The following is a 16688-nucleotide window of genomic DNA, read 5'->3' on the forward strand; positions in this document are numbered from 1 at the left end:
GATGACGAACTCTCGTGGCGGCTGCCTGCCGTGCACCCTCGGCGTGATCGGTACCGGCCCGCGCGGCATCTCCGTCCTGGAGGCCATGGCCGCCCGCCTCGCCCACAGCGACCCCGACCAGCCGTTGCGGATCTACGCCATCGATGACACCGAGGTCGGCGCCGGACGGGTGTGGCGTACCGACCAGGACGACTGGTACACGATGAACACCGTGGCCGGACAGATCACCATGTACTCCGGTGTCCCGGACGGCGGCCCGTGGCGCCCCGGTGCAGGGCCCGCGCTGGATGAGTGGGCGTGTGCCACGGAGGGGGAGGCAGATCTGGGGCCGGACGACTACGCAGGCCGCCAAACGTACGGCCGCTACCTGAAGTCGGTGTTCGCGACGATCAGGGAGAGCCTGCCCCCGCACGTGGAGCTGATCGCGCTGAACCGCAGGGTGATCGCCCTGGAGCGGCGGCCGGTGGGCGGCTGGCTGGTGGAGCTCGACCAGATGCCGTTCCTCGTGGCCGCTGATCAGGTCCTCCTCGCCACCGGCCACCCCGTCAACACCCCAGACCCGTTCGAGCAGCGGATGCTCGACTTCGCCGGCGCCCGTGACGGGGTGCACTACCTTCACGGTGACTCCGCTGCCGACATGCCGCTGGGCACCGACACGATCCCGGCCGGTACGACGGTCGCGGTCAAGGGGCTCGGGCTGTCGTTCTATGACGTCATGCTGGCCCTCACCACCGGCCGGGGCGGCGAGTTCAAGCGGGGCACCGACGGCACTCTCACCTACCTGCCGTCCGGGCAGGAGCCGAAGATCGTCGCTGGGTCACGCAGCTCCCTGCCGATCCCCGCACGCGGTGTGAACCAGAAGGCACCCGACCACACCTACGCTCCGGTGTTCCTGACCAGGGAGACGATCCTGGGGGCGCAGCAGGAACAGCAGCGGGACCATGGGCACGGCCAGCTGTCGTTCAACCGGCACGTGCTGCCGCTGATCCTGAAGGAACTGGACCTCGTCTACCAGGAAACCCACCGGGACAGCGGCGGCCAGGAGCCGCTGCCGCCGCTGGACCTCGACGCCCTGGCACGCCCCTTCACCGGTGAAGCGTTTGCCTCACCTGCCACGTTCCATGAGCGGCTGCTCGAGGTGATGCGGGACGACCTTCAGCAGGCGTACCTGGGGAACGCCCGTGGTCCGCTGAAGGCCGCGCTCGATGTTCTGCGGGACACCCGTGCCGTCGTCCGCCTGGCTGTCGACTACGGCGGGCTGCTGCCCGCCAGCCACCACGACGAGTTCGTGAGGGAATTCCTGCCCGGCAACGCGCTGCTGTCCGCCGGTCCGCCGGTCGAGCGGGTCGAGCAGCTGGTGGCGCTCATCGAGGAGGGCACCGTCGAGATCGCCGGCCCCGACACTCGCTTCGACATCTGTGAGACGTCCGGCCGGTTCACCGTGTCCTCTCCTCGCGTGACGGACTCCCTGAGCCAGGCGCGCGTGCTGATCGATGCCCGTGTCCCCACCCCCGACCTGCGGCGGGACACGTCCCGGCTGACGCGGTCCCTGCTGGCGTCCGGGGTGATATCCGAGTACCGGCGTACCGGGCCGCTCGGCGACAGCCACCCCACCGGCGGACTGAACATCACTCGCTCCCCGTTCCACGTCATCGACGCCGAGGGCGCCTTCCACGACGACCTGTACGCGCTGGGCATCCCCACCGAGCACACCCGCTGGTTCACCCAGGTAGGCAGCGGTAAGCCCGGCCTGAACACCCTGTTCAGACAGGACGCCGCCGCGATCGCCGAAGCGATGCTCGACCACGCCGACATCCTGGAGAAGACGGCGTGAACAACGACACGAGAGCCACGGCCGCTTTCCGGGCGGCGCGGGACATCCTGCTGGAAAACCGTACCGAACTCGACCACGCGCACCGCCTGTTCACCTGGCCCGAGCTCACCCACTTCAACTGGGCGCTGGACTGGTTCGACGTCATCGCCTCGGACAACGCGCGTCCCGCCGTACGGGTCCTGTCCGAGCAGGGCGAGGAAAGCATCTCCTTCCAGGACCTGGCCGTCCGCTCCGACCAGGTCGCCACCTGGCTGCGCGGCCAGGGCGTACAGCGTGGCGACCGTATCCTCATCTGCCTGCACAACGGCGTCGCCCTGTGGGAGACGATCCTCGCCGGGATCAAACTCGGCGCGGTCCTCGTCCCCACCTACCCGTCGGCGCCGGCCCCCGACCTGGCCGACCGCATCCGCCGGGCGGAAGTCCGGCACGTCATCACCGAACCGTCCCTCACGGCCAAATTCCGGCAGGCGCCGAAGAAGTGGACGCCGATCTGCACAGGCCGCACACCCCGCGGGTGGATCCCGTACGAGGCGTCGCGCCAGGATCAGGGGCGCGGCTTCGAACCCGACGGGCGCACTCGCGCGGACGATCCGCTGTTCTGCTACTTCACCTCCGGTACCACCTCGCTGCCGAAGATGGTGGTGCACACCCACACCAGCTATCCCGTCGGCCACCTGTCCGGCATGTACTGGAACGGGCTGCGCCCCGGCGACCTGCACCTGAACATCTCCGCACCGGGATGGGCCAAGCACGCCTGGAGTTCCTTCTTCGTCCCGTTCAACGCCGAAGCCACCGTGCTGGCGTTCCGGGACCCGACCCCGCGCCCGGAGTGGATTCTCACCGCGCTGCGTGCCTCAGGCGTGACGGCGTTCTGCGCGCCGCCCACGGTGTGGCGGGGAATGCTGGCCGCCGGGTTGGGGCCACGGCCCACAGGGCTGCGGGAGGCGACGTCCGCGGGTGAACCGTTGGAGGCGTCGCTGATCGACACGGTGCGCACCGAGTGGGGGGTGTGGGTGCGTGACGGGTACGGGCAGACCGAGACGACCTGCCAGGTGGGCAACCCGCCCGGCAGGGTGCCGGAGCCGGGGATGATGGGCTGGCCGATGCCTGGCTACCGGATGCGGGTCATCGACGACACCACCGGCCGGCCCGCGAAGCCTGGGGCGCCGGGGGTGCTGTGCGTCGACCTGGCGGACCGCCCGGCAGGGATGATGGCCGGATACCTCGGCGACCCCGAGCAGACGGGCAAGGCGTTCGCCGGTGGCCTGTACCGCACAGGCGATCTCGTCACCCAGTCCGACTCGGGGGCGTTCTCCTACCAGGGCCGCGACGACGACATGTTCAAGTCGTTCGATCACCGCATCGCCCCGCTGGAACTGGAGACCGCACTCCTCGGACACCCGGCGGTCGCGCAGGCCGCCGTGGTCCCCGCCCCCCACGAGGAGGGCCTGTTCATCCCCAAGGCGTTCGTGGTGCTCGCGGGCGGCTGTGAGCCGGACGAGGAGACCGCGCGGTGTGTTCTCGCGCACGCGGCCACCGTTCTCCCTCCAGAGAAGATGATCAAGGCCATACACTTCACAGACGCCCTCCCGACGACCATTTCAGGGAAGGTTCAGCGCAGCGTGCTGCGCGACCAACCCGCCACCGGGGGGCACGAGTTCGAACCTGCGACATGAGACACCCCCTGGCGGACAGGCCGACCCGGCAACGCCGGGAGCCCTGCCCGCCAGGGACACGGCACGGACCACGCCGAACGGCGCGTCGTGCGAACAGCCGGAGACAGGGGGCCGGCTACTCGATGCAACTGTCCTGGCTTCAAACGTTCATGGCCGTCTACCACACCGGATCGTTCACCAAGGCGGCACGTCAGCTCGGCGTGAGCCAGCCCACCGTGACCCAGCAGATCCGCACCATGGAAGTGGAGATCGGTCACCTACTGTTCGAACGCTCCACCAAGGGCACAGTGCCCACACCGCGCGGCACGATCCTCGCGCAGGACATCCGCGAATCCATGAGCGAGCTGAACGCGGCGATCGACCGGCACTTCGCCCCGACCGACACCGACCGCCCGCTCCGCCTGGGCACCACCGCCGAACTCGCCAGCACCCGCGTGATCCCACCCCTGGCCAGCCTCGTCAGCACAGGCATCGACGTCCGGGTCCTCACCGGCATCAGCCACGATCTGCTGTCCCGCCTCGGCGAAGGCTTCCTGGACGTGGTGATCTCCACCACCCGCCCCCGCAGGCGCGGCATCGAAGCAACCCCGCTGTGTGACGAGGAGCTGGTCCTGGTCGCCTCACCACAGCTGACAGCGGAAGTCTTCCCTGATGGGCTGGGGGATGATCCGGAGCAGCGGCTGGCGAAGACCACCCTGATCGCCTACGCCGAAACCCTGCCGCTGGTACGGCAATACTGGCGGCACGTCTTCGACAGCGACCCCGATGTCCACGTGGGCGCGGTCATCCCCGACCTGCGGGGCATCCTCGCTGCGGTCGCGGCCGGCGCGGGAATCGCCGTTCTGCCACGCTGCCTGTGCTCCACAGCCCTGGCAACCGGGGAACTGGTCACGCTGCTGGAACCCGAGGAGCCGCCGATCAACACCTTGTACCTGGCGGTCCGTAACGGGGCGCTCCAGGACTACCGGCTCTCCCAGGTGCACACCGAACTGCTGCGCTGCGCCCAGCAGTGGACCTAGCATCTTCCTGCCGGGCTGGTCCCTGTTGCTGTTGTTGTACGGGGTCGACCGCCCAGAGTTTTCCCGACGTGTTGGCGGGGAGCTCGGCGATCAGCTGAGCCAGCGTTCGCCGTGCTCGTGGGACTGGCGGACAGTCAGTCCCACTGCTCGTCCGCGAGGGAGCTGACCGGCTGCGGCTTGCCGATGACGGCCAGGGCGATGAAGAAGTTGATCTGGCCGATCGCGATGGTCAGGGTGGCCAGCGCCTTCTCGTCGTAGTGCTTCGCCACCTCCGCGTACAGCTCGTCACAGACGCGCTCCTCGCCGTGCGGGGCGGGCTGGAGGGTGGCCTCCACCAAGGCGAGGGCGGCGCGCTCGGCGTCGGTGAAGTACGGGGCGTCCATCCAGGAGGAGACGGCCGTGATGCGCTCCTCGGACTCCCCGGCCTTGCGCAGGAAGCCCGTGTTCAGGATCGTCAGGTAGGTGTTGCCGACGATCTGCCCGGCACGCAGGTGGACGAGATTCATCGTGGCGCGCGGCACCGAGTGGTTGCCCGTGGCCCGGAAGAGGGCGGCGCTGATGTCGTTCAGCTCGGGCACGAACTCGGCCGGGTTGGGCATCCGGGAGATGGAGGTGTTCGTCATGGCTGCTCTCCTTCGCATCGGCCTGGTCGGCGTCTTCACAGCACTGACGGAACGTCGCACGCAGATGTGACAGGAATCCGGAAAGTTCTCGGGCGTGCTTCGGACCTGGTAACAACGCTGTCTTCCCCAGCGTTTGCCGACGGCAGATGCTGCCCTTCTTCGTCACGGGGCGGGGCGTTCGCAGGGCTGGTCGTTGGTCAAAGGCCGATCCCGATGAGGGCGTTGTCCTTCTCGTCCCACTGGTCGACGATCTGCATGTAGCCGTCCAGGACCTTGGAGCCGTCTGCGTGCCCGGTGATCGCGGCGATGGCTTTGCGGTCCTTCCCGGCGCGGCGGGCCTCGGTGGCCAGGCCGGAGCGCACCGAGTGACCGGTGAACAGGTCCTCGAACCCGGCGCGCAGGCCCGCGGCGGTGATGAGGTCGCCGGCGCGCTGCGGGGAGAGTCCCTGCGGCTGCACGGACCCGGTGTGATGGATGCGGCGGAACGCGTGCAGGTCGGGTTCGAGGATCTGCGCGGCGTCCTGCCACGCCTTCCAGGCGCGTACGGGACAGGTGTCGGTGTTCCTGCCGTAGGGGACGGCCACTGTGCGCGGGGCGGTCTTGGACACGGCGACGTGGACCAGGAGCCCGTTGTCGTCGTCGCGGATGTTGCGCAGCCGGAGACCGGCGAGCTCGGAGCGGCGGGCCGCGATGGAGAAGCCGAGCAGCAGCATGGCATGGTCCCGCAGCCCGAAGATGTCCGTGCCGCACAGGGAGATGATGCGGCGCAGGTCGTCCAGGCGCATGGCGGGGGCCTTGCCCCGGCCTCGGGTGGGTTCTCCTGATGCCTCGGCCTTCTTCTTGTAGTCCTTCAGCAACTCCCTTGCCGCTTGGGTCGCTTCGGGGTTGACGATGACGCTGTACTGCTGGCGCAGGGTCACGGTCACGCCGGCGAGCTTGCGGTCGACGGTCGAGTACGCGCGTTTCTCCTCCTCCCACAGCCATTTGACGAACGCGCGCAGGGTGCCGCGGGTGGCGGCGGTCGGCGGGATGGCGAGCCCGGTGCAGAACGCGGTCCACGTCTTCCAGTCCGAGGCGTAGGAGCGGGTGGTGTTCTCGGGGCGCTGTTCGGCGGCGTGTTCGTCGGACGCGGTGTCCAGGGCGGTGAGGCGGGCACGCAGGTCGTCGTCGAACTCGGCGGGTGGCGGGGGACGGTGCGGCGCGGCGGGGACGGGCAGCGGTCGGTCGTCGACCAGTTCGGCGTCGACGATCTCGTCTTCTCTCACGTCACTTCCCTCCCGATTCTCATTGGTGAGATGTGACCTTATCGGGAATCAGAGGCGCTGGCTGCCCGACGCGAAGGCGGGGGAGGGGAGTTGTTCGATCTGTTCGATTCTTCGTCAGGGGCGATCCTAAGCGAAGGTGTGATCGCGGCGCAGGCGCAGGGATGTGGCGATTGCGGTGGCCATCTCAGGGCATTGTGCTCCGAAGTCGACGACCTGAAGCAGGGGTGCTGGCCACTGGCGCAGCTCGCTGCCCTCGTGGGCGGTGGCGCGCTCGCCTCGGCCATCGCCGCGCCGAACTTCGCTCACGCCGACAGACCGAGGCCGGAGACTCGCCGCCTTGGGTGACGGGGCACATGACTGCACCCCGGGGCGGTGGTACATAGGGCGCAGTCAGGGGCGCCTCTGCTTGCAAATTCAATAAATATATCCGGTGAGTAATTGGCCATAAAGTGCCGATCGTTTCAGGTCGAGCTGGCTTCATTTGGCCTATCCGTGGTGGGCATATCGTGAGATCGCGCTGATTTATCCTCAATGAGGGCTGAAATTACCCCTATGCGTGTTGGATTCTTCCGTAATGTGAAACCGCTTTACTTGTTGCTGACTTGATGTTTGGGTGTACATGGCAGTCTGCATTCACCGGGTGATTTTCATTGCCCAACGCGCAAGGATCGATTCAGTGAAGGGAAAGCTGTGTTAAAGCTTCGAAGAACCGCCGTTGCTGCAGCGGTGCTGATCGTGTTTTCGGCATTGCAAGCCCCGTCTGCAGTGGCGCGAGCTGGTGGCGAATTAATCGCCACGGCTCCGCAGGTAGCTGAAAATCGCCACCCGGGACCGAAAAACGGTGCCAAGCTGACGGACGAGCAAATAGGTCGTGCGCGTTCCCTGGGCAGTGCCCCGAAGGAACTTCCCGCGCTCACAGAGCACGGGGACGCGACGGCGCAGCGCGAGGGCAAGACCTACACGGTCGAGGCCGACAACGTCGAAAAGACCCTTCCGCGTTCGGGTGGGCAACTGGCCGCCTACGATCCGATCCAGGACTGCAAGCAGCAGCTGGGCGGACAGTATGGTGACAAGGTCGTCAATCACTTCCTGTTCTGCAGCATGTATTACGTCTACTACGACGTGATACAAAGTGGCACCAAGGTCGGCCGGGTGGGATGGAACCAGATCACGGTCGGTTCGACGGGTGGCGACGAGCGCAACAACTACTTCACGACAAGCCTCGAGAGCTTCCAGCGCGAAGGGACCACGTTCGATGTCCCTGGCTTGGAAGTGTTCGTCACGACTGGCGGATACAACGGGACGGACGGCACTAACAAGCCGTGCAACGTCATTTCCAGCGCCGGCAATCCCAAGGACCTCAAGACCTGGGAGACGACGAACCTGTACGCCGTGCATGTGGTGGACTCTCTGAAGTCCGATGGGTACGGTCGCGACTTCCTCTCCCGCTGCTCCTTCGCCACGAACACCCGCGTCACGACAGCGAACGGCAGCCAGTCGAGCGTCCAGATCTTCGTGAATGGCCTACGTCAGGACTCGGCGTCCTATCTCGAAGGAACCGTAGGTGGGGCCATCTTCGATCGCATCGTCCCGGAAATGACGTACAGCCTGTCGTCCACTGCGCACGGTGCTGTTGCCGATCACATCGAAACCGCCCAGACGCTCCCGCAGACCACCGATCCCGCAACTCCGGGAAAGATAATCCCGGGAGGCCAAGGGTCGGGTCACCCCCTCTCGCGCCTCTACCCGGACTGGGACGCGCAAGCCAGCGCCCAGCGCGCAGCGAACGTCTCCGCCAAGGACAAGGCCTGCGCCCCGATCAAGCCGAACCCTTCCACCGACCTGGACTGTGACGAGTATCCGTTCGGGTCCACATGGGAAGGACCGGCCGCCGGCCCCAACTTCTCGGTGAGGTACCTCTCTACCTCGCAGAACCGTTCTGCGGGCGCCACACTCGGAAACTGGTACAAGGTAGACCGCATCCTGCATCGCGATAGGTTCTACGTGGCGATCGCCCGATAGATTAGAGAACCTGGCTACCTCGTGCCCCGACGGCTCTAGTCGTCGGGGCACTCCGAGACGCGGATGTCGTATTGCTCTGGTAGGTCGTTCCTGCGCCAGACCTTCACTTCATGTGAGCCATCATCGGGGAGCACCAGAACTGCTGGTTCCTCTCGACCCTCGACGTTGAGACACCGGAGTTCGCGGTTAGGTACATCGAGGACGGCGGACCCAAGGTACTTTCCGACACCATCAGGCGGCGTGCTCTGCCAGTACGAGAGAGCAACTTCCACGCGCGTCTCCTGGGAAGCAGCGGGAATGCCGACTGCTTGTCCGTTCCCCTTCACTTCTTCCCCTGCCGGGATCGCAGTCGTGAAGTCCGCACCATCACGCGCGGCGACCCAGAACTGGCTGTATGAGATGACAAAGTCGTCGTACACGACGTCCCACGGCCCCGTGTTCCCGAACAGGCTGCTCTGAGAGTTCGTTTCCGGTTCCATGCGATCAATCTAGCGTGACGGCTTGGAGCTCGTAACACGATCACCTTGCTGACATGGGCTCGGCGGCGCGACAGCTCCAGCTGTAAGAACCGGCTCGCACCGGGCGTTGTCAGAGACATCAGGCACACTGCGCCGTATGAACTTGGTGACCGCGCACGACTACGCCTGGATCCGTACCTCGCCGCTCTTCCGCCACATGATGGCGAGCGGATACACCCTGACACTGATACGGGGGCGGACCCCGCGCGAGGTGCTGCGCGCGATGGAGGCGGAACCCCGCGGCACCGGGGAGGGAACGGCCGGGCTGATCGAGGCGGACGACGCTCACCGCGCCGAGGTGGATTACGACTACTGGGACGAGTCCTACGTGGCGGGCGCCTTCAGTGCTCCGGGCGAGGACGGCGACTGGACACTCGTCCTCGGCTTCGACGGTGGCCTGGGGATAGCGGCGCCGTGCGTGGAGACTCTGTCGAAGGGCGGCCGGGTCGTGGCGCACTCGACCAACGGCGGCAAGCCCATCCACCTCTTCCACTGGTTCGAGGACGGTGAGCTCCGTACAACGTTCGAGGGCCCCTCGTCGCGCGACGGCAACACTCCCGATGAACTGGTCCCCCTGCTGCGGGAAGTCGGCTTCCCTCTGACCTCCGAGGGAGAGCACGACGAGAGCGCCCCGGACATCGACCGGAAGGCGGCGGTCCTCGCTCTGGCCGAGAGACTCACCGGCATCCGCGTCACCGAATCCCTCCTCCAGGGCGCTACGTACGAGCTGGGACTCGTCCCCGAACAGCCCGCCGAGGAGTGGACCGGCGTGGTCATCGACATCACCGATGCCCACGGGGAGCGCCTGCACAGGGAATGGACCTACGAGGAGATCGCGACGGCGTCGGACCGAGCACGGGCGGAGGCGAACGCGCCGGTGGTGATCACCTACAACGAGCCGCCGGCCATGGATCGTTCGGAGCACGAGACAGGTGAGTAGCGAGCGAGCGTGTGGAGGGCGCCCCGGCGTACTCGCCGCCCTCTACAAGGGAACTTGCCGCCACGGAGGCTTCTGCGATCATGGTCCGGCAGCCTTCTTGAGCCGTCGCCAGCAGATGCGCGACGGGCAGCCGGACCTCTGCGACGGATGCGACCAGGGTCCCGACGCAACCTGTTCAATCTGCAGCCAGGTCCGCTCCTGCGCCAGCAGCGACGAACAGGGCCAACCGATCTGCGCCACCTGCTACCAGCGCCATCGCACCGGCGAGCCGTGCGCCCGCTGTAGCTGGACCAAGCCGGTCAACACCCCTTGGCCTATTGGGCCGGTCTGCGTGACTTGCTACACCGCCGTGCTCCGCTCACCAGCCGAGTGCCCTCGCTGCGGCATGGTCCAGCCACTGATCGCGAGGGGTGACCACGGCGCCGAGGTCTGCGGACCATGCGTCGGGCTCGCCGCCGCCTACACCTGCAAGCAGTGCGGCCGGGCAGGCAAGCCGTGGCGGCAGTAGGACGGGGAGCCAGCCGACCTCGGTGCTGATCTCCCCAGCCCGATCCTCGCGGACGTGACCGGGATGCACCGCCACACCGCGCTCCGCTGGGTCGGCTATGCCAGACGTGACTGGGCCGCGTACCCCGCCGGGCGAGCTGAGGGTAAATCAGGAGACGTCGTTCCGGTGGGCGACTAGCCTCGCGAAGTTGTTCTTCGCGCCCTCAGGAGGAGACCTCATGGCCCAGCCGTTCCCGCCCACCGAGCCGTACGCGCACGGCCTCCTCGATGTCGGCGACGGAAACCAGATCTACTGGGAGACAAGTGGGAACCCCGATGGGAAGGCGGCCCTGTGCGTGCACGGCGGCCCCGGCAACGGAGGGCGCCGCGGCAGTCGCAACATGTTCGATCCCGAGGTCTTCCGGATCGTCCTGTTCGACCAGCGTGGCTGCGGTGAATCCCAGCCTCACGCCTCCGACCGGTCCATCAGCCTCGATCACAACACCACCGACCGCCTCATCGCCGATATCGAGCGGCTACGCGAGCACTTGGGCATCGAGCGCTGGCTCCTCTACGGCGGCTCCTGGGGCTCAACACTGATCCTCGCCTACGCTGAGCGCTATCCCGAGCGGGTCTCCGAGGTCGTCATCGTCGGTGTCACCATGACCCGGCCGGAGGAGACCGACTGGCTCTACCACGGCGTCGGACGCCTGCTACCAGGCCCCTGGGAGACATTCCGCGACGTACTGCCGGAGGCGGACCGGAGCAGCAATCTCGTGGCCGCTTACAACCAGCTGCTGAACAGCCCTGATGAGGCGGTCAGGGTGAAGGCGGCGCGGGCCTGGTGCGCTTGGGAGGACGCTGTCATCGCCCACGAGGCACTCGGTCATCCGGGCGCCTACAGTGACAAGACTGACAACGCACTGATGGCCTTCGTCCGGATCTGCGCGCACTACTTCGCGAACGACGCCTGGCTGGAGGACGGACAACTGCTCCGTGACGCACACCGGCTGGCCGGTATCCCGGCGGTGCTGATCCACGGCCGACTCGACCTCGGCAGCCCATTGAAGACCGCGTGGGAGTTGTCCAAAGCGTGGCCAGACGCGGAGCTGAAAGTCATCGACGACTCCGGACACACAGGCAGTCCCGCGATGCAGGACGCGGCCCTGGAAGCGATCGCGCGATTCGGTAATAGCGGACAGTGACTGGCACCGCACTGCGCTGTGCTCTCCTGGTCGCGCCAGGTCGGGGCGGCTGAGGCGTGGCCGTTGCTGCCGCGGCCGGGGCCGCCGGTGAGGACGACAACTGGCCGAACCTCGCGCCGGTGCTGCTGCGGTGACAGTGCCTGGCCCACGTAGTCCGCAGAGCGAGGCCTCAGCTACACGGTGACCCGAGCTACTGCCGGGTGGTCGTAGAGCCCGGGAAGATGCGCCGAAATGCCCGTCGGTAGGCAGCGGCCGTGGCAGCCGATGCCGGACAGTCGAGGCGAGGGTGTAGATCAGCTCGGAATTGTGGCGCCAGCGCCCAACCGTCGTTCGATCTCCGCGGCCGGGAACGGCGTCTGCTTGCTCTCGGTGAGCAGACGGCGGAAGAAGGAGTCCACGACGACGGTAGGGCGTGCGTGCTGGTCGATGATGGCCGTGATCTCAGGCGGGATGTCGCCAGGTCGCCGGCCCTCGATCCAGTCGTGCAGGAAGGCTTCGCGTTCCGTGTCACCGCGCACGCCGTCGAGCAAGTGGTACTGGAGCAGGTGGCTCGCGGTGTAGCAGCGGTCGTACGTGAGGTGGTCCGAGAGGAAGTTGGACTCGTCCGCCGAAAGGTCGAAGCGGGAGCTCAGGGCAAGTCCGAAGTCAGCGAAGTAGAGCTGGCGTCCATCGGTCAGGATGTTGTCGAAGTGAGCATCGAAGTGGACAAGTCCGCGAGAACTCATGAAGGCAGCTCCGCTCATCAGGGCTTCCTCCACCCAGCGGAAGGGCGAGCCGTCCCCGCCTTCCGGAACGGCGGTTTTGCGGTGGTCGGCCAGCCATCCGGCGAGTGTGTGCGGCACGTACTCCAGGAAGACCACCAGGCTGTACGAGGCCTGACCGATGGCCTCCAGCCGGTCACGAACGGCGGGTGATCCCTCCCAGTGCGCGACAGCCCCCTCCAGGCCCCCGAACTCGTCGGTGAATCCTTCGGGAGGGGAGTCAGGCAGAACCCGCCAGTGGTACATCAGGGGGAATCCCGCATACTCGTCACCCAGAACCCGGATCGATCACCGAAGCCTTGCCGCTGGCCTTGATCGCCCAGGTCGCCTGAACCCGGCAAAGGCGGCAGTAGCCGTGCTTGTCATCGACCGGAACCTGCCGCCGGCAGCCGACGCACTCGCCGACGGCGTGTTGCTGGCCGTAGGTATAGCAGCCGCGGCAGAACCGGCCGGGCAGCTGCCCCCAGGCGAAACAGCCCGAGCAGGAGGCCGCCGACTTGTTCTCACTGATCTTCCCCATGATGGTGGTGACCAGGTCACAACGGCGGCAGAGAACGGGCGTCGCGGCGCTTTGGCACGACGGCCGGGGCCACCATCGAGCCAGTCGTGGCCTCCTGGACTCCAGCCTGCTGACCTGGGCGGGTGACTTTCCCTGGCTCGGGAATCAGCAGATCGCCGATCTCGCAGCCGAGCACGACACAGATCACGTCCAGGTCCTCCAGCTTGAGGGAGACCGGCTGACCCGACCACAGGCCGGACATCTTCCCGGCCGAGATCACCAAGCCGTGTTCGGCCAGGCTCCGCTGGAGCTCGGAGGCCTTCCAGATCCCCTTGTTCGCGGCGGTCAGCCGCAGGTTCCACTTCTTCCCATCAGTCCTTCCAGCCGCTTCGCGGCCCGCTGCTGCCCGGTCACCCAGGCATCCTCGACCCGCGTCTGCTGGACGTGGATGTACCGCATCGTGGTGGCGATCCATGAGTGTCCGAGGACTTCTTGGATCCCGAGCAGATCAAGACTTCCGAGGTAGAGCTCGGACGCGCAGAAGTGCCGCAGGACGTGCGGAGTCAGCGTGTCGGCCCAGCCGGGCAGATGGGCTTTCGCCGCGGTGGCCAAACCGTTGCGCAAGGCGTCGTCGCCGACGCAGCGCGAGGAGCTGTCGGTGTTCCTGCGCTCGGAGGGGAACAGAGGGGCGCCGGGGCGGGTGTGGTCGTCGTCGAACTGGCCCCACACGTCCTCGATGAACCACCGCAGCGTGCGGTCGGCGCCGTTGATCAGCGGCACCATCCGCTCGCGCGGGCCCGAGCCGCGGGCGCCTTTGCCGTGGCGGACATGGAGCTTGCCGAAGCGGCCCAGGTCCCACTTGATGTCGGCCAGGTCGAGTTTGCATGCCTCGCTCACCCTGAGTCCGACCTGCGACATCAGCTTCGATGCGGTGTAGTTCCGCGCGGTGGGGGCGAACTTGCGGCAGGTCGCCAGCTCGCCGCCCCAGCCGGTGAACAGTGTCTTGATCTCCGGCGCGGTCGGCGGGATCCGCAGGGCGGCGTCCTTGGACCCCCGCGGGCGGTTCATCTCGTCGATCGGGCACTCGACGACCCGACCGGTCATCCGGTGGATCTCGGCCTTGTGCCGCAGCTCCAGGAACAGGAAGTACGTGGTCAGCGCCTGCGCGCGGGCCAACCGGGTGCCACTCGGCGAGCCCCGCAGCACCTTCCCGAAGTACCCGTCGGCATCGGCCGGCTCCATATCCCACAGCGGCTGGCCGAACCATGCCCGCATCTGGTCCAGGTACCCGACGTCCCCGCGGATAGTGCCATCCGCCAGCCCTGCCGAAGCCCGCGCGAGGACGAACCCGGCGAGCACATCGGTCTCGAACTGCTCCAGTTCCTCCGCCGAGACCGGATCGCGGAACTCGCGCAGATCGCGTACGGCTGCCAGCGCCAACCCGAGCCTCCTCGCCTTCACCCCGATCACAGATCGATCGGACGAAGTGAGAACGCTTCAAGAATCCTGAAGTTACGTCACCAGCTCCAAGAACACCCCAAGGAGACAGAACACCCTGGCCACCGGGGCAAGCACTCAGCGGGGCTCAGAGGAACTCGCGGGATGTCGCACACACGGCGGCGACCCCGGCGAACACCGCGCGGTCGCGTGCCAGTCGCACCGACGCGTTCGCCGCCTGGTGCCGCGAACACCGGCGGGTCGGCACCGATCCGGGCACGCTGCCGGACTGGGCCGCGCACCTGGCCGACCTCGGCTACCGGGCGGAGTCCATCGAGTCGTACACCGGCGCGATGGCGGCGACGCTGGCCGTCTCGGGGCATCCACTCGACGAGGAGGACCGGGCGTATCTGCGGGCGGTCATCAACTCCCGCACCAGGGAACAAGCCGGGGACCGGTCCGGTGCCGGCGACGTCCTGCAGGCGGCCGAGTGCACCCGCGAGAACCTGGCCGCGATGCTCGCCACCCGCGATCGGCACACGCTGGCGGGCCTGCGCGAGGTCGCCGCCGAGCTCCTCGACGAGGAGAGCGGCGAGGTGTACGCCTGGCCCGCCCTGGAGATCACGCTCCGGCTGTCCAAGACCAATCCCCACGGGCGCACCCGGGACGTGGTGCGGATCCTCGCGCAGAACGACGACACCTGCCCGGTGACGCTGCACCGCATGTGGGCGGCCCGGCTGGCTGCCGCCGAGATCACCGCGGGCCCGCTGCTGCGCCGGGTGAAGAACGGGCAGTTCACGACGGCCGGGCGGCCCCCGGCCGACCCGGCGCGGGCCGGGGGCTGGGGGGACCGCGTGCTGCGCAACCTGATCGGCGCGTGCGCCGAGCTCGTCGGCCTGGCCGGTGAAGAGCTGACCGACGACGAGCGCGCGTTGCTGTCGACGAACGCCGAGCGCCGGGCGCTCGAGGAACTGCCCGCGGACCAGGACGTGCGCGAGGCCTACCGGGCCGACCTCCGGCGCAGGCGGCGCGAGTTGCGGGGCCGCCGGCCCCGGTGGGCCGGGCACTCCATGCGCCGGGGCTGCGTGCGTCACCTGCAACGGCGCGGCACTCCGCGGCACATCATCGAGCAGCAGTGCCGGTACCGGCCGGGCTCGCGGGCCCTGGCCCGCTACCTCGACCCTGGGGTGCCGTGGGCGGACAACCCCACCATGCCGCTCCGTCGGTGACATGCCGGGCCGCCCGAGGACAGGCCTAGGACCACTCATCTGCAACTCCGCTTCGCCTCCGCCTGGTTGAGCACCTATCGTCAGAAGATGATGTGGTGGCAAGCGGCCCTCTGGGGCCTGGCTGGCGGGGGATCCGCTTCGCTGCTCTCGCTGTCGGCGGCCGTGGTCTCGGCGGGGTACAAATGGCCGTGGCGCAAAGGCAAGGGCGACTTGATGCCACGACTCTTCGTGATGGGGGTCGGACTCACATTGGGTGCAGTCGTGGCTGCAGCTGCCCATAGCCAGATCGACGGTCCATGGCCCGCCTTCATCTTCGGCATCGGGGCACCGGCCACCATCAGGGGCATCCTCTCCGGTGTAGAAGTCGAGCCGAAGTCTCAGGCAAGGCCGGTGACGGCGCGAACGACGCCCCGTAGCCCGCGGCCTGCCGCAGGGAGGAGCGCTCGTGAAGACGCCTCCTGACACGCCCCTTGGGCGTATTGCTGTGGCTGCCCGCCCAAACCGTCCGTGGCTGCGTGTGCGGTCGTCCGGTTGGTGGGCGCGCGTTCTCGTTGCTGGCGGAGCTCGGCGCCAGCGCTGGGAAGAGGCTGTGGCGGATGGTACGTCCTGGGTGAATACCTCCCTCGATCATGCGGACCTGTCCGGGTCCGATCTGTCTGGCGCGGACCTTTTCCACACAAGACTCATCAGTGCGGACCTGACCGGCGCGGACCTGACCAGCGCGATCCTGATCAGCGCAAAGCTGACCGACGCGGACCTGACCGGCGCGAACCTGACCTACGCGGACCTGACCAGCGCGAACCTGATCAGCGCAAAGCTGACCGACGCGAAACTGACCGACGCGGACTTGACCTACGCGGACTTGACCAGCGCGAACCTGATCAGCGCAAAGCTGACCGACGCGAAACTGGGCGGCGCGGACTTGACCAGCGCGAACCTCACCAGCGCGGACCTGACCGACGCGAAACTGGGCGGCGCGGACCTGACCAGCGCGAACCTCACCCGCGCGAACCTCACCCGCGCGGACCTGCCCGACGCGGACCTGATCAGCGCGGACCTGACCGACGCGAAACTGGGCGGCGCGGACCTGACCAGCGCGGACCTGACCGACGCGAAACTGGGCGGCGCGGACCTGACCAGCGCGGACCTGACCGACGCGAAACTGGGCGGCGCG

Annotated in this window: 14 protein-coding genes and 1 pseudogene; 8 read left to right on the forward strand and 7 right to left on the reverse strand. The window is 67.6% G+C overall.

Translation table 11 applies throughout. The features are described from left to right. Position 1 precedes the first annotated feature (1 nt). From EOT10_RS26900 to EOT10_RS26910, 3 genes are all read left to right on the forward strand, one after another. On the forward strand, positions 2–1834 hold the full coding sequence (locus EOT10_RS26900; RefSeq protein WP_189492121.1) for an FAD/NAD(P)-binding protein: 1833 nt from the start codon (positions 2–4) through the stop codon (positions 1832–1834). Then, a complete protein-coding gene (locus EOT10_RS26905; protein ID WP_127830910.1) occupies positions 1831–3510 on the forward strand; it encodes an AMP-binding protein in 1680 nt (559 codons plus the stop codon). Before EOT10_RS26900 ends, EOT10_RS26905 begins: the two co-directional genes overlap by 4 nt. 122 nt (positions 3511–3632) lie before the next feature. Continuing rightward, positions 3633–4529: a LysR family transcriptional regulator gene (locus EOT10_RS26910; RefSeq protein WP_223281222.1), complete on the forward strand. Its 897-nt coding sequence runs from the start codon at positions 3633–3635 to the stop codon at positions 4527–4529. Positions 4530–4663: 134 nt separating this feature from the next. Here the strand turns inward: EOT10_RS26910 and EOT10_RS26915 are convergent, their stop codons facing one another. Both EOT10_RS26915 and EOT10_RS26920 read right to left on the reverse strand, forming a co-directional pair. Continuing rightward, positions 4664–5152 (reverse strand): carboxymuconolactone decarboxylase family protein, encoded by a 489-nt coding sequence (locus EOT10_RS26915; protein WP_127830912.1) that lies wholly within the window; start codon positions 5150–5152, stop codon positions 4664–4666. A 197-nt stretch (positions 5153–5349) separates the two neighbouring features. Continuing rightward, complete coding sequence (locus EOT10_RS26920; protein ID WP_127830913.1) at positions 5350–6417, reverse strand: tyrosine-type recombinase/integrase; 1068 nt, start codon at positions 6415–6417, stop codon at positions 5350–5352. Between the two features lie 726 nt (positions 6418–7143). On the opposite strand from EOT10_RS26920, the gene EOT10_RS26925 reads away from it, so the two are divergent. After that, on the forward strand, positions 7144–8439 hold the full coding sequence (locus EOT10_RS26925; RefSeq protein ID WP_127830914.1) for a NucA/NucB deoxyribonuclease domain-containing protein: 1296 nt from the start codon (positions 7144–7146) through the stop codon (positions 8437–8439). Positions 8440–8474: 35 nt separating this feature from the next. On the opposite strand, the gene EOT10_RS26930 is transcribed toward EOT10_RS26925, so the two are convergent. Continuing rightward, positions 8475–8918 carry a hypothetical protein gene (locus EOT10_RS26930; RefSeq protein ID WP_127830915.1) on the reverse strand — a complete coding sequence of 148 codons (444 nt, stop codon included), beginning with the start codon at positions 8916–8918 and terminating at the stop codon, positions 8475–8477. Positions 8919–9054: 136 nt separating this feature from the next. On the opposite strand from EOT10_RS26930, the gene EOT10_RS26935 reads away from it, so the two are divergent. Both EOT10_RS26935 and pip read left to right on the forward strand, forming a co-directional pair. Further along, positions 9055–9897, forward strand: a complete 843-nt coding sequence (locus EOT10_RS26935; protein WP_127830916.1) for a DUF6461 domain-containing protein — start codon at positions 9055–9057, stop codon at positions 9895–9897. Between the two features lie 725 nt (positions 9898–10622). Next, complete coding sequence (gene pip / locus EOT10_RS26940) at positions 10623–11588, forward strand: prolyl aminopeptidase (protein WP_127830917.1); 966 nt, start codon at positions 10623–10625, stop codon at positions 11586–11588. A 293-nt stretch (positions 11589–11881) separates the two neighbouring features. Here pip and EOT10_RS26945 read toward each other — a convergent pair. The 4 genes and pseudogenes from EOT10_RS26945 to EOT10_RS26960 all read right to left on the reverse strand — a co-directional run. Next, positions 11882–12628 (reverse strand): annotated as a pseudogene (locus EOT10_RS26945) (hypothetical protein); the annotation flags it as partial. Next, positions 12618–12869: a hypothetical protein gene (locus EOT10_RS26950; protein WP_127830918.1), complete on the reverse strand. Its 252-nt coding sequence runs from the start codon at positions 12867–12869 to the stop codon at positions 12618–12620. The gene EOT10_RS26950 and the pseudogene EOT10_RS26945, both read right to left, overlap by 11 nt. 16 nt (positions 12870–12885) lie before the next feature. Beyond that, positions 12886–13266, reverse strand: coding sequence for a helix-turn-helix domain-containing protein (locus EOT10_RS26955; RefSeq protein WP_127830944.1), 381 nt, complete (start codon positions 13264–13266; stop codon positions 12886–12888). After that, on the reverse strand, positions 13194–14288 hold the full coding sequence (locus EOT10_RS26960) for a tyrosine-type recombinase/integrase (RefSeq protein WP_127830919.1): 1095 nt from the start codon (positions 14286–14288) through the stop codon (positions 13194–13196). Before EOT10_RS26960 ends, EOT10_RS26955 begins: the two co-directional genes overlap by 73 nt. Positions 14289–14638: 350 nt before the next feature. On the opposite strand from EOT10_RS26960, the gene EOT10_RS26965 reads away from it, so the two are divergent. Then, a complete protein-coding gene (locus tag EOT10_RS26965; RefSeq protein WP_127830920.1) occupies positions 14639–15514 on the forward strand; it encodes a site-specific integrase in 876 nt (291 codons plus the stop codon). Positions 15515–16103: 589 nt separating this feature from the next. Continuing rightward, on the forward strand, positions 16104–16688 hold a 585-nt coding region (locus EOT10_RS26970), incomplete at its 3' end, for a pentapeptide repeat-containing protein (protein WP_223281223.1).

Source organism: Streptomyces antnestii (assembly GCF_004005495.1).
GTDB lineage: Bacteria > Actinomycetota > Actinomycetes > Streptomycetales > Streptomycetaceae > Streptomyces > Streptomyces antnestii.